Annotated in this window: 12 protein-coding genes; 1 reads left to right on the forward strand and 11 read right to left on the reverse strand. The window is 73.1% G+C overall.

All coding sequences use genetic code 11. The features are described from left to right. Positions 1–117: 117 nt before the first annotated feature. From ACQ1X7_RS08930 to ACQ1X7_RS08975, 10 genes are all read right to left on the reverse strand, one after another. Positions 118–564 (reverse strand): pyridoxamine 5'-phosphate oxidase family protein, encoded by a 447-nt coding sequence (locus ACQ1X7_RS08930; RefSeq protein WP_432477830.1) that lies wholly within the window; start codon positions 562–564, stop codon positions 118–120. A 28-nt stretch (positions 565–592) separates the two neighbouring features. Beyond that, on the reverse strand, positions 593–1,357 hold the full coding sequence (locus ACQ1X7_RS08935) for a 2-phosphosulfolactate phosphatase (protein WP_432477831.1): 765 nt from the start codon (positions 1,355–1,357) through the stop codon (positions 593–595). Beyond that, positions 1,354–1,815: a universal stress protein gene (locus ACQ1X7_RS08940; RefSeq protein ID WP_432477832.1), complete on the reverse strand. Its 462-nt coding sequence runs from the start codon at positions 1,813–1,815 to the stop codon at positions 1,354–1,356. Before ACQ1X7_RS08940 ends, ACQ1X7_RS08935 begins: the two co-directional genes overlap by 4 nt. 54 nt (positions 1,816–1,869) lie before the next feature. Next, positions 1,870–3,813 (reverse strand): M13 family metallopeptidase, encoded by a 1,944-nt coding sequence (locus tag ACQ1X7_RS08945; protein WP_432477833.1) that lies wholly within the window; start codon positions 3,811–3,813, stop codon positions 1,870–1,872. A 46-nt stretch (positions 3,814–3,859) separates the two neighbouring features. Continuing rightward, positions 3,860–5,302: a glycosyltransferase gene (locus ACQ1X7_RS08950; RefSeq protein WP_432477834.1), complete on the reverse strand. Its 1,443-nt coding sequence runs from the start codon at positions 5,300–5,302 to the stop codon at positions 3,860–3,862. 28 nt (positions 5,303–5,330) lie between these two features. Further along, positions 5,331–5,738: a nuclear transport factor 2 family protein gene (locus tag ACQ1X7_RS08955; RefSeq protein ID WP_432477835.1), complete on the reverse strand. Its 408-nt coding sequence runs from the start codon at positions 5,736–5,738 to the stop codon at positions 5,331–5,333. Positions 5,739–5,816: 78 nt separating this feature from the next. Further along, positions 5,817–7,892: a hypothetical protein gene (locus ACQ1X7_RS08960; protein WP_432477836.1), complete on the reverse strand. Its 2,076-nt coding sequence runs from the start codon at positions 7,890–7,892 to the stop codon at positions 5,817–5,819. Between the two features lie 9 nt (positions 7,893–7,901). Continuing rightward, the gene (locus ACQ1X7_RS08965) at positions 7,902–8,891 is read right to left on the reverse strand and encodes an NADPH:quinone oxidoreductase family protein (protein ID WP_432477837.1); all 990 of its coding nucleotides are present in this window, start codon (positions 8,889–8,891) and stop codon (positions 7,902–7,904) included. 113 nt (positions 8,892–9,004) lie between these two features. Continuing rightward, positions 9,005–10,231, reverse strand: a complete 1,227-nt coding sequence (locus tag ACQ1X7_RS08970) for a M15 family metallopeptidase (protein ID WP_432477838.1) — start codon at positions 10,229–10,231, stop codon at positions 9,005–9,007. A 5-nt stretch (positions 10,232–10,236) separates the two neighbouring features. Further along, on the reverse strand, positions 10,237–11,628 hold the full coding sequence (locus ACQ1X7_RS08975; protein ID WP_432477839.1) for an MFS transporter: 1,392 nt from the start codon (positions 11,626–11,628) through the stop codon (positions 10,237–10,239). A gap of 22 nt (positions 11,629–11,650) precedes the next feature. Between ACQ1X7_RS08975 and ACQ1X7_RS08980 the strand changes: the two genes are divergently transcribed. Next, positions 11,651–12,511 carry a GTP-binding protein LepA gene (locus ACQ1X7_RS08980; protein ID WP_432477840.1) on the forward strand — a complete coding sequence of 287 codons (861 nt, stop codon included), beginning with the start codon at positions 11,651–11,653 and terminating at the stop codon, positions 12,509–12,511. 10 nt (positions 12,512–12,521) lie between these two features. On the opposite strand, the gene ACQ1X7_RS08985 is transcribed toward ACQ1X7_RS08980, so the two are convergent. Beyond that, complete coding sequence (locus ACQ1X7_RS08985) at positions 12,522–13,097, reverse strand: TetR/AcrR family transcriptional regulator (RefSeq protein WP_432477841.1); 576 nt, start codon at positions 13,095–13,097, stop codon at positions 12,522–12,524. Between the last annotated feature and the right edge of the window lie 11 nt (positions 13,098–13,108).

Consider the following 13,108-nt stretch of genomic DNA (forward strand, 5'->3'; position numbering starts at 1 on the left):
ACACCTCCCGGCCGGACGCGACCGACGTCCCCGGGAGGCACCCCGGGCGCGCTGGGGCTGGGGCGTCCCGCCTACGACCCCTGACCCGATCCCGCGGTCGGAGCCGCGGTGAGCAGGTCAGACCAGCCAGGCGCCGTCGCGCATCAGCGTCCGGCCCGGGATCTCGTCCACCTCGCGCCAGGCCTGCACCCGCTCCGGGCGCAGCACCTCGTAGACGTAGCCGTCGCTCCCGCGTGGGTCCCAGTCGGCCTGGCCGGCGTACGCCTCCGCCAGCGCCTGGTCCTCGTCGACCGGGACCGTGCGCTCGAGCACCGCGTCGACCATGGTCACGTCGCGGGTGGGCCCGACCGCCAGCCGGCAGCGCCCGCGAGCGGCCAGGTCGCGGGCGGTGCGGGAGCCGGCTCCCACGGCGATCACCATCCGCTCCTCCACCCACGCCAGCGACACCGGCACCAGGTGGGCGCCACCGTCGGCCGAGGCGGTGGCCACCCAGACGTCGATCGCTGGCGTGGCCCACATCGCGAGGGTGTCGTGCTTGCGGGTGGCGGCGTCACGGGGCGTCATGGCCCGAGTCTGCCTCGTCCCCGGGCGATCAGTCGCGGGTCGGTGTGAACGCCCCGCCCTCCAGCCGCGGCACCAGGTCGGTCGTGTCGAGCCGGCCGGCCAGCACCACGTCGGGCTCGAAGCCCCGGTCGACCAGCCCGCGTCCGCTCGCACACGAGAGCAGGTGCTCCAGCGGCCGCTCCCGGAAGCCCTCGTAGGCCAGCCGCGCGACCTCCGCCTCGGGGCTCAGCAGCGCCGGGTCGACCTCGGCGAGCACCGCCCCGGCCCCCCAGAGGTCCTCCACGGCGGGACGCAGGGACCCGTCGGGCCAGCGCTCCCCGGCCGGGACCACCGCCACGGTGGCACCGCGCGCCAGCTCGTCGGCGAGGTACGCCGACACCGCGCCGGCGTTGCGCAGGCAGCCGGCGACGACCGTCGCCCCGTGGTCGGCGAGGGAGGCGCAGATCGTCGAGCCGTTGGGCGAGGGAAGGACCAGCCGCTCGATCCCGGTGGACCGCTGCAGCGACTGCGGCGACAGCGACACCGACCCCGGGCGGAGCCGGGCGTCCTGGCGCTGCAGCGCCAGGTTGGCGTCGAGCTCGCGGGCCAGCTCGACCGCGCGCTCGTCGCGCCACCGGAACGGGTGGACCGTGATGCCTCGCCCGAGCGCGATGGTCACCGTGGTCGAGAAGGACAGCACGTCGACGACCACCGCCACGTCCGCCTCACGGGTGACCGCCGCCGCACCGGTCGGTCCCCACTCGACCCGCACCCGGTGGCCGAGTTGGGTGTGCGTGGGGTGGACGTGGGTCACGCGTGGCCGTCGACGGGGACCACCACGACCGGGCAGGGCGAGTGCCGCGCGACCTGGTCGGCGGTGGAGCCGAACCCGAGACCGCGGAAGCCACCGGCGCCACGGCGCGCCACCACCAGCAGGTGGGCGCCCTTGGCGGCGTGCAGCAGCGCCGCGGACGCCTGGTCGTGGACGACGTGCAGCCGCAGGTCGCAGTCGAGCTCCATCCGCCCGATCTTCGCCTCGAGCTCGTCGCGGACCGCGCCCTCCCAGTCGACCAGCGGCGGGATGTAGCCGCCCTGCTTGGTCGCGGGCACAGGGGCGTTCATCATCCCCCACGCGCGCAGCACGTGCAGCGGCTCGTCGAGCCGTCGGGCGATCCCGGATGCCCACCGCAGCGCCGCCTCCGATGCCGGCGACCCGTCGTACCCGACCAGCACGCCGCCGTCCAGATCGACCGCCTTGACGACCTCAGCCATGACCCCTCCTCGTCCGGTGGGCGTCAAGGTTAGCCGCGGCGCCCGGTCAGGGGATCACCAGATCCTGACCCGCTGGTCGGGATCGAGCCACATCCCGTCGCCGGACTCGGTCCCGAACACGTCGTGGAACTCGTCGAGGTTCCGCGCGATGTTGGCGCGGAACTCCGGCGGGCTGTGCGGGTCGGTGGTGAGGTACTGCAACGCCAGCTCCTTGCGGCGCTTGGTCCGCCAGCAGTGCGCCCAGTTGAGGAACAGCGCGCGGCGGGCCTCGGCCGAGGCCTCGCCGCCCTGGCTGATCACGTAGGCCTTGTGGCCGATGGTGAGCCCGCCGAGGTCGCCGATGTTCTCGCCGACCGTGAGCGCGCCGTTGACGTGCTCGCCGGGCAGGTCACGCGGTTCGAGCACGTCGTACTGCTCGATCAGCGCCGTGCTCTTCACCTCGAACGCCGCCCGGTCGTCGGGGGTCCACCAGTTCTCGAGGTTCCCGGCATGGTCGTACTGGGAGCCCTGGTCGTCGAAGCCGTGGCCGATCTCGTGGCCGATGACCGCACCGATCCCGCCGTAGTTCTCCGCCGGGTCGGCGTCCGCGTCGAAGAACGGCGGCTGCAGAATGCCGGCGGGGAAGCAGATCTCGTTGGTGCCCGGGTTGTAGTAGGCGTTGACGGTCTGCGGGAGCATGAACCACTCGTCGCGGTCGACCGGCGAGCCGATCTTGCCGAGCTGGCGGTCGGTCTCGAACGCCGCGGCCGCCGCGACGTTCCCCATCAGGTCGTCGGGGCGGACCTCCATCGAGGAGTAGTCGCGGAACCGGTCGGGGTAGCCGATCTTGGGGCGGAACGTGCCCAGCTTGTCGAAGGCCCGCTGCTTGGTCTCGTCGGTCATCCAGTCCAGGTCGGTGATCGAGCGCCGGTAGGCCTCCAGCAGGTTGGCGACCAGCGCGTCCATCTCCTCCTTGGCGCGCGGCGGGAAGTGCCGCTCCACGTAGTGGCGGCCGACCGCCTCGCCGACCGCGCCCTCCACGAACGACACCCCGCGCTTCCAGCGCGCCCGCAGCTCCGGCGTACCGCTGAGGGTGCGGCCGTAGAAGTCGAAGTTGGTCTCGACGAAGTCGTCGGTGAGGTACGGCGCCGCGGTCCGCAGCACCCGGATCAGCAGCCACGGCTGCCACTGCTCGAGCGGCACCTCCGACAGGGTCGTCGAGAGGTGCTCGAGGTAGGAGGGCTGGCGCACGCAGGACTCCGCGAGCGTCGCGTCGTCACCACCGAGGTTGCGCACCCAGGCGTCCCAGTCGTAGGCCGGGCACAGCTCCTTGAGCTCGGCGATCGTGGTGAGGTTGTAGGTCCGCTGGACGTCCCGGGTCTCGGCCCGCTCCCAGTGACCGGCCGCCAGCCGGGTCTCCACGGCGAGCACCGCAGCCGCCGCCTCGGAGGGCGCCGGGTGCTCGGCGAGGCCGAACATCGCGGTGAGGTAGGCGACGTACTTGTCCCGGACCTCGGCGAACTTGTCGTCGCGGTAGTAGGACTCGTCGGGCAGCCCGAGCCCGCCCTGGACCAGGTTGACCAGGTAGCGGTCGGAGTCCTTGGCGTCGGTGTCGACGTAGGTGCCGAACAGCCCCGACCCGCCGACCCGCTCGAACTCACCGAGGAACGCGGCCAGGTCCCGGACGTCGCGCAGCCCCTCGACCGCGTCGAGGATCGGACGGATCGGACGGGTGCCGCGCGAGGCGATGGTCTCGGTGTCCATGAAGGAGGAGTAGAGGTCGCCGATCCTGCGGGCGTCCTCGTCGAGCGACCCGGGATCGGCCTCGGCGAAGGACTCGATGATCTCGCGCACCCGCTCCTCGGCGGTGTCGGCGAGCTCGACGAAGGGTCCCCAGCTGGACCGGTCACCCGGGATCTCGGTCTCGGCCAGCCAGCGTCCGTTGACGTGTGCGAAGAGGTCGTCCTGCGGGCGGACGTCGGGGTCCATGCCCGCGCGTGCGTCGTCGAGAATGCTCACGCAGGCACACTAACCACCGGGTCCACGCGTGAGCGAGGCGCCGGCGTCACGGAGTCGACGGACCCAGCAGGTCGGCGAACAGCTCGCCGTACTGGATCAGGTGCCGGTCTCCGAGGTATTGGTCGCGGACCCGCTCGCGTGCGGCGCCGCCCAGCCGGGCGGCCAGGTCGGGCTCGCGCAGCACCCTTCCCGCGAGGCGGGCGAAGGTGGCGAGGTCGTGCGGGTCGTCGAGCAGCAGCCCGTCGACGCCGTCGTGGACCTGGTCGCGGATCCCGCCCACGGCCGAGGCCACCACGGGCCGTCCCTTCCACATCGGCTCGGTCACCGTGAGCCCGAACCCCTCGACCAGGCTCTTCTGCACGACCAGGTCGGCACGTCGCTGGAGCGCGTTGACGAGGTGGGCGTTCTCGTCGGCGTCGTCCATCGGCAGGCAGACCAGGTGGATGCGGCGCCGGGCCTCGGCGGACAGCCGGTCGCGCAGCGCGCGGCACTCGGCGAGGACGTCGGCACCCTCGGGGTCGTCGCTCACCCCGGTGACCTCGGGACCGGCGAGGACGAGGTGCACGTCGTCGTCCCACTCCGTGGGGTGCTCCGCGAACGCCCGGAGCACGCCGCCCATGTCCTTCAGCCGGTCCCACCGGCTCACCTGGAGCACGAGCCGCGCGTCCTCCGGCAGCGGACCGTCGTCGACGAGACCGGCGTGCGCCCTCACCTCCCCCCGCGAACCGTCGCGGCGGGTGAAGGCCAGGCTCCGGCGATCCACCCCCGAGCCGGGTGGCCCGCCGACCAGGCCGGCCCGGCGGAGCACCGCCCGGACGTCCTCGGGTGGGAGGGAGGCGTTCTTGGCGCTGAAGGGGTCGATCGACGGCGGGATCACCGCGAGGGCGTCGTCCGGGAGCCAGGACGGCGCGTACTGGCGCCGCGAGAACACGTAGCGCTCCGCGTCCTCGAGGAACTCGCGGAGGAACGCCCACCCGCGCTCGGTGTGCTCGTCGACGACGTCGGCACCCACGTGGCAGCGCCACACCACGCGGGCGCCCCTGCGCCGCATCCCGGCGATCATGCCGGCCGGCTGCGGGTCGTGGACAAGCACGACGTCACCCGGCCGGACCCGCTCGACGGCCGAGGCCAGGTTGGACTCCTGCACCGCCACGAAGTGCGCGCGTTCGCGGCTCCCCAGGTCGCCGCCGTCGCCGGGCGTCCCGTGGAGCAGGTTGTGGATCCGCTTGGTGATCGCGAAGAAGGCGGGATCGCCCTCCAGGACCAGCCACCGGGTGTCCACGCCCGCCCCGAGGCCGTACGCCACCAGCGTCTGCAGCATCTCCGCGACGCCCCCGCCCTGCGCCGTGGAGCTCACGTTCCACACCGTCCGGCTGGCGAGCATGTCCCGGGCGCGGTGCGCCTCGGCCTCCAGCCGCTGGAACCGCTCGGCGGTGACGATCTCGGCGAACCGGCGCAGCGGCGCCGGCCTCGGGTCGACCTCCCTCACACGACCATCCTCCCCGCCGACGGCGCCCTCACCCGGGTGGGTCGGCGGGGGTCTCCGACCGCCACGGCGCCCGCCACTCCGGCGCCTCCCAACCGTCCATCACGTAGATCCGCTCGCGCGCGATCCGGTCACCCTGCCAGTCCAGCAGCTGCACCCCCTGCACCCAGTGCGCGCCGCGGTCGTAGCTCGCCGACAGCTCCACGACCGAGAAGTCGTCGCGGACCGTGGTCCGCCGTACCCGCCACCTCATGTCGTCGGGGGCCACCGGGTACCGGCGGCGCCACTCGGTGAAGGTGGCGACTCCCTCGAAGCGCTCGCCGCTCTGCGGGAACTCCAGGACGGCGTCCTCGTGGTACAGCTCGTCGGCGAGCTCGACGTCGGCCCCCGCGTGGTCGAAGTAGCGCTCGAGCTTGCTCCGCATCACCGACTCGTCCATCACTGCCCTCCCCCGTGGTCGGTTCCCGCCAGTCTCGCCGTCGGGCCGGGCGGCGTCGACCCCGCGAGCGGACGTGGATCATGGGGCGAGGTCGCGGAACGCGTCCTCGACGACGTCCACGCCCGCCTTGATCCGGGCCTGGTACGTCGTGTAGTTCCACGCCGGCCAGGTGAACGCCAGCTCCTCGGAGACACCGTCGGCGTCGAACCGGAAGTCGATCCCGTCGATCGGGACCAGCTCGGCGGGGGTGCCCTCGCCGAGCGCGGTCTTGCCGGAGGGGTCGGCCATCCCCAGCATCGACCAGGGGATCCGCAGCCGGACCGTCCGCCGCTCCTCATCGACCTGCCAGGTCGACATCGAGTCGAAGTCGGGCGACTCCGGGTCCCAGTCGCCCTCGACCAGGTTGCCCACGTCCTGGAACTCCGCCGGGTAGTCGGTGCCCCGGAAGGTGAACTCACCGCGGGTGATCAGCGAGTACAGGTGCCACGGGTCGTCCTGGTCGGGCCGGTAGGGCCGCTCCGGGGTGTCCAGTCGGATCGGGTCGAGCTCGCGGCGTACGTCGAGACGAGCGGTCCGCGCCTGCGTGTCCACGTCGATCCGGTAGTCGGCACGCTCCGGACCCGGCACCACGTCGGCCTCGATCGCCAGCCGGTCCGGGACGCCGTCGGCGCGGGTCACCTCGATGTGCACCCACGACGCGTCCGCCCAGACGTAGACGTAGTCGAAGCCGTTCTCACCGTCGACGACCTCGGCCGCGGCGTCCGCCACCGGGTCGGGATCGGTGGCGACCAGCCCGAACCACTGCTCGTTGGTCAGCGGGTCGTGCCACAGCTGACGGCGCTCCGGGTCCTGGTGGACCGTCGTGTTCCAGGTCCGCTTGAACCACTCGTCCTCCCAGATGAAGACGAACCCGCCCCCGGTGCCCTTGGCCTCCAGCATCCGCATCATGTCGGCGACCATCCCCATCGCCTCCTGCTCGGTGTGCGCACCCTGGTCGCGCCCCAGCGGCCCGTAGTGTGCGGTCCCGAGCGAGGACGGCACGCCGAACTCGGTGACCAGCAGCGGCATCTCCTCGGCGTAGTGCTCGCGCAGCTCGGCGACGTAGCCGGCGTACGGGTCGCCGCGCCCGTTCCACTGCTCGTCCTGGATGTCGGGCTCGTAGCGCTGGAAGTCCGGGTAGTAGGGATAGAGGTGGAAGCTCGCAAAGGTGCCTCCCGGCCACGCGTCGGTCGGCAGCACGTGCATCGCGTCGATCGAGATCAGGTCCTCGCTCTCGCGTGGCTCCTCGGGGTGGCTCAGCGGGTCGGCGGTGGGCCAGTTGGCCATCGCCAACGGGGCCGAGCTGCCCCGGGCGGCCTCCCACCCGGCGAGGTCGTCCATGTGGCGGGCGATCCAGCGCTCGGTCGGCGTCGCGTCGTCCGAAGCGACGAAGTACTCCCCCGGCCGGTACGGCGCATCCGCGTGCTGCTCGTCGGTCCGCTCCACGCCGGCGGGGTCCCACTCGACGCCGATGATCCAGCCGGCCAGCCATTCCGACACGTCGGTGTCGTAGGTGCCGCCGGCCCGGCCCGGTGCCGCCTCGCGCGTGAGGTCGCCGTGCACCGCGTCGGAGATGTCGTGCAGCTCCTGCCCGAACGCCTCGTCGAGCTCCTGGTCGTAGAGCGTCCGGCCCTCCTCGATGTAGCTCTCGTCGGGGAGGTAGGCACCCTGGAACAGGTAGATCGGCGCGGTCCTGTGCTGCTCGTTGTAGGCCGCCAGCTCCTGATAGAAGCCCGGTGGCGGGAGCGTGTAGATCCGCACCGCCCGCACCCCCAGCTGCCCCATCCCGGCCAGCCAGGTCCGGAACTGCTCGGCGGGGATCTTGCCGACCTCGCCCGGCTGGAGCAGTGGGATCGTGCTCCCGAGGTTCACCCCGGGGATGAACACCTTCTCGCCCGAGCCGGTGTGCAGCCGGAAGCCGTCCCCGTCGGACTCCGCGAGGACCGTCAGGCCGTCGATCTCACGGGCGGCCGGGCTCCAGTCGGTGCCCGACGGGCCCTCGGCGTCGCCGCTGCACGCGGCGAGCAGGCCGGTCACGAGCAGGAGCGTGCACGCCAGCACGGGCCGGGACGGTGGGGCGACGTCGGACCTCTCGGCGCCGGGGGGCGTGCGCACGCCCCCAGCCTACGGTCCGGTCACCCCCCGGACCCGGATGATCGCCTTGCCCAGGACCCGGCGGCCGTCGAGGTCGGTGAGCGCGCGCGCCGCGTCGGCGAGGTCGTACGTCGCCCCGATCGGCGGGTCCACCACCCCGTCGGTGATCATCGGCAGCAGCGCCTCCCACTGCTGGGCCAGGTAGCCGGGGCGGACCATCGCGTAGGCGCCCCACCCGACGCCGCGGACGTCGGTGTTGTTGAGCAGCAGCCGGTTGACCCTGACCTCCGGGATGCCCTGGCCGGCGGCGAACCCGACGACCAGCAGCCGCCCCTGCGGGGCGAGCAGCCGCAGCGAGTCGAGGAACACCTCGCCCCCGACGACGTCCACCACGACGTCGACGCCGCGGCCCTCGGTGAGGCCGGTGACGGCGTCCTTGAACCCGTCGAGCGGCACCACCTCGTCCGCTCCGGCCCGGCGCGCCACGTCGGCCTTCTCCTCGGTCGACACCACGCCGACGGTCCGGGCGCCGAGCCCGCGGGCGACCTGGAGGACCGCCGTGCCGACGCCGCCGGCGGCACCGTGCACGAGCACCGTCTCGCCCTCCCGCAGCCCCCCGCGCTCGGCGAGGGCGAAGTGGGCGGTGAGGTAGTTCATCGGGATGGCCGCGCCCGCGTCGTACGAGACGGAGTCGGGCAGCGCGAACGTGGCCCCCTCGGGGACCACCGCCAGCTCGGCGGCACCGCCGTACGGCAGCACGCCGGACACCCGGTCGCCGGCCGCGAACCGGGTCACGTCGGCGCCGGTCGCCACCACCGTGCCGGCCAGGTCGACCCCGAGCGTGAACGGCGGCTCCGGCTTCAGCTGGTACTCGCCCTTGCTCAGCAGCAGGTCCGGGAAGGACACCCCCACCCGGTGCACCTCGACCAGCACGTCGCCGGCGCCGGGGGTCGGCTCGTCCACCTCGCTGACCTCGACGCCCGACGGGCCGGTGGGACGGACGACCTGGAGGGCTCGCATGCCGGGCACGGTACCGAGCCGCCACCCCGTCGGGTCCCGCGGCTGTGCGATAGCTGGACGCCGAAATCACCGGTTGGCATGGCCGAACGATGATTCTGGCGTCCAGCTATCCCCTATCGCGGGTCGACCAGCTGTGCCATCTCGAAGTGCATCGGGTCGGTGTAGCCCCAGTCGCCGCCCCAGGCGAAGCCCCACTTCTTGAAGATCTGTACGACGCCGCGGTCCATCTCGCCGACGGTGCCGCGCTGGTTGCCGGGCACGTTGAGGTCGAGGGCGAGGCCGAAGGAGTGGTTGGACAGCGTGGTGGTGCCGGCGATGAAGCGCGGGTAGTAGCAGCCGGCGTACTCGCCCGGGTGGATCTCGTCGGCCAGGCCGCGGGAGACGACGTCCTGGAGGGCGGCCTTCAGCTGCGGGAAGATCGCCCGGTGGCAGGTGACGTTGCCGAGGATCGGCACCGTCTCGGTCGTGATGTTGGCGCGGACCCACGCCGGGTCGGGGGCGATCCGCCCGCCGCCGAGCACGCCGTAGCTGAAGGTGCCGACGACGTCGGCGATCGAGCCACCGGTGAGCAGGGCCGTCTGGACGCCGGTGGGGTCGAGCCCCAGCCGGGAGGCGATGTCGAGGTCCTGGACCGAGGCGGTGTCGCCGACGATGCGCTGCACGTCCTTGCGGATCGTCGAGGGGTCGTCGGCGTCGGTCGAGATCAGCAGCCCGTTGCCGAAGGCCATCCGGCCGATGTCCTCGACCCAGGCGGTGTTGACCACCATGTCGATCTGCTCGGGCTGCTCGGCGTAGGCGCCGATGTGGAGCACGGGCGCGTCGTCACCGCTGCCGAGGGCGAGGTTGCCGTCGCGGTCCTCGAGCTTCTTGCCGAGCTTCGGGTCGATCGCCAGCTCGCCGCCGGCGACCCGGTCCCAGACGCCCTGGGTCTGCGCGGACCCGGCCGGGGTGAAGCGGCGGAAGGTGCCGCCGTCGACGGCCGCCACGGTGAGTGCCTGGTTCTCGATGGCGACGTTTCCGAGGCCGATCACCTCGACGGCCGCGACCTCGCGCAGCTCCTTGATCTGCTCGACCATGGAGTCGCTGAGCGGGTCCTGGTCGAAGATCAGCATGTCCGGCCGGTAGAGCCGGTCCTTCAGCGGGCCGGGCATCTCGACGGCGTGGTCGGGGTCGGCGACCGGGGCCGCGCTGCCCGGGCCGTCGCCGGTGGCGGGCACCTCGGTCGGCGTCTCGGCCGGGGTGCCCGGCTGCGCCGGTGCCGCCCGGTCGCCGCCGCACCCGGCTGCCACGAGGGCGCACAGCAGCACGACGACGGCCGCGCCGGTCCCCCGCTCTCGCATGGGACTCAGGGTACGTGCGCGGGGATGAGCACCCACGAGATCGCGCCACCCAGCACCAGCAGCCCCGAGCACGCGAGGATCGCGGGCGTGTACGCCGCGTCCAGCGCCACCGGGTCGGCGTACTGCTCGCCGGTCAGGCCGACCAGCGGCGGCAACGCCGCCACCGCGAGCAGCGACCCCGCCCGGGCGACCGCGTTGCTCACCCCGCTCGCGAGGCCGGCGTGCTCCTCCGGGGCGGCGGCCAGCACGGTCGCGGTGAGCGGCGCGACCGTGAGCGAGAGGCCCAGCCCGAACACGGTCAGCCCGGGCAGCACGGTGGTCAGGTACGACGCGTCCGCGTCGACCGTGACCAGCCACAGCGTCCCGAGGCCCATCACGACCGGGCCGAAGGTGAGCGGGATCCGGGGACCGGCGCGCGCCGAGAAGCGCCCGCCGCGCGAGGCGAGCAGCAGCATGCACACGGTGATCGGCAGCGTGGCCATGCCGGCGGCGAGCGGCCCGTAACCGGTGACCGTCTGCAGCTGCAGCACGAGGAAGAACAGCACCGCGCCCAGCGCGGCGTACACGAGCAGCGTCATCGCGTTGGCCGCGGAGAAGGTCCGGTTGCGGAACATGCCGAGGGGCAGCATCGGCTCGCGCGCCCTCCGCTCCACGCGCACCCACGCCACCCCGGCGGCCACGCCGAGGAGGCCCGCCACGAGGGCGACGGCGCTCCCCACCTCGATCAGCCCGTAGGTCAGGCCGGCGAGCGCCAGCATCGTCAGCGTGGCGCCGGGGATGTCGAAGTGCCGGGTCGCCGTCGGGTCGTGGGTCTCCGGCACGTAGCGCAGGGCGATCCACACGGTCAGCAGGGCCAGCGGGAGGTTGATGAGGAAGATCCACCGCCAGGAGGCGACCTCGAGGATCCCCCCGCCGACGAACGGCCCGACGGCGGCGGCGATGCCGCCGAGCCCGGACCAGGCCCCGATCGCCGGTGGCCGGTCCTCACGGACGAACACGGACTGGATGATCGCCAGGCTGCCGGGCGTGAGCAGCCCACCTCCGATCCCCTGCAGGATCCGGGCGGCGATGAGGGCCTCGGGGGTGGGCGCCAGACCGCACAGCAACGAGGCGACCGCGAACCACACGGTGCCGATCAGGAACACCCGTCGGCGACCGAAGTGGTCACCCAGCGAGCCGCCGAGGAGGATCAGCGAGGTCAGTGAGAGCAGGTACCCGTTGCTGATCCACTGCAGCTGCGCGAGGTCGGCGCCGAGGTCGGTGCCGATGATGCGGAGCGCGACGTTGACGACGGTGCCGTCGAGCAACGTGAGGCCGGACCCGAGGGTGGCGGCGGCGATGACCGCCCGCCCGGCCCGAGTCCCCATCCGCACCTGCGACAGCGACGTACCGTCCACACGCGCAGCGTAGGCTCCCTGTGTGTCCAGGCCGCGCTCGAACGAGCACCGCCTGGTCGCGCACGTCGACCGGCTGGGCGAGCAGCATCCGCCGATCGAGCTCGCGTCGGTCGACCTCACCCTCGTCGACCCGGCCGCCACGAACGACCGCTTCGGGCACGTCCTGGACTACATGGCCCGGGTCGAGCTCGAGGTGGACCGCAACGTGCTCGAGCTGACCACGATGCTGCCCGACCCGCCCGAGGTCGACCGACACTTCTACGCCGACGTGTGGCAGCCCCAGGAGGTCCGGCACGGCCAGATCCTGGACCGGCTGCAGGTCGAGCTCGGGCGCCCGCCCGCGGAGACCGACCTGACCACGGTCTCGGCCAGGTTGCGGCTCCTCGGTGCGCTCGGGCGGATCCCCGCCGTCCAGGACGTCTCCAGGATGCTCTACTACCTCACCGGGCAGGCCACGGAACGCTCGGCGGTGCTCGCCTACGGCCTGCTGCACGACGGGCTCCACGAGCTGGGCGAGCACGCCGTGGCCGAGACCGTGGTCGCCCCGATCCGCGCGCAGGAGCCCGGTCACCACGCGTTCTACGTGATGTCGGCGCGGGGCCTCGCCGGACAGCTCGCGGCCTGGCAGCTGTGGCTCGTACGCCGGCTCCGGGCCCTGTCGTTCGGACCCGTCGGCGTCAACGACGCCGACCAGCTGGCCGACTTCGGCGAGGTGATGACCACCCTCGGCATCGACCGCGACCTCGACCGCTTCGCGACCATGGTGGCGAGGGTGGAGACCGACCTGCTGGGGGCGGCCGGCCGCGGGCTCGCCGTGCCGCCGTACGTGCTGCGGGCCTTCCGGGAGGCGGTGGAGCTGGCGCGGGAGCGAGCCGGCCGGTGAGGAGCGCCGGTCAGCCGCGCAGCACCCTCGAGGCGATCCAGGCCAGGTCGGCCGCCGTCTCCTCCGGCGGGCCCGAGGGCTGCATGACGTGGCTGAGGACGACGCGCACCACCATGTCGATGGCCGGGTCGAGGTGCTCGTCGAGGGGCACGTCGTAGGTCCGCACCCGCTCGGCCACCACCAGCTTGGCGGACTCGAGGAGCGACTCGGCGTGGGTGGTCAGCAGCGGGAGCAGCTCGGTGTCGGCACCGTGGGTCGCGCTGACCACCGCCTTGAGCAGGTCGTTGCCGCGTGCGAGCCGGAGCACGCCGGCCGTCGCCTGCTCGATGGCGGCGACCAGGTCGGTCGGGTGGGTGTCGAACGCGTCGGTGACGATCGAGAGGAACCGGTCGAGCTCGGCGAGGATCATCGCCTCGGCGAGGGCGGGCTTGCCCCCCACCTCGTTGTAGACCGTCTGCCGGCTGACCCCCACCACGCCGGCGAGCCGCGCCATCGTCACCTGCGACCAGCCGTCGGCGAGCGTGGTGTCGACGGCCGCGGCGACGATCCGCTCACGCAGGGTCCCGGTGGTGGTCGTCGCCGTCACGGCGCCAGCCT

The organism is Nocardioides sp. GXQ0305, assembly GCF_050880345.1.
In the GTDB taxonomy this organism is placed as follows: Bacteria; Actinomycetota; Actinomycetes; order Propionibacteriales; family Nocardioidaceae; genus Nocardioides.

Coding starts and splice junctions, on each gene's coding strand:
- ACQ1X7_RS08955 (WP_432477835.1), bottom strand. CDS start 5,738: ATGGACGAGTCGGTGATGCGGAGCAAGCTCGAGCGCTACTTCGACCAC.
- ACQ1X7_RS08970 (WP_432477838.1), bottom strand. CDS start 10,231: ATGCGAGAGCGGGGGACCGGCGCGGCCGTCGTCGTGCTGCTGTGCGCC.
- ACQ1X7_RS08965 (WP_432477837.1), bottom strand. CDS start 8,891: ATGCGAGCCCTCCAGGTCGTCCGTCCCACCGGCCCGTCGGGCGTCGAG.
- ACQ1X7_RS08930 (WP_432477830.1), bottom strand. CDS start 564: ATGACGCCCCGTGACGCCGCCACCCGCAAGCACGACACCCTCGCGATG.
- ACQ1X7_RS08940 (WP_432477832.1), bottom strand. CDS start 1,815: ATGGCTGAGGTCGTCAAGGCGGTCGATCTGGACGGCGGCGTGCTGGTC.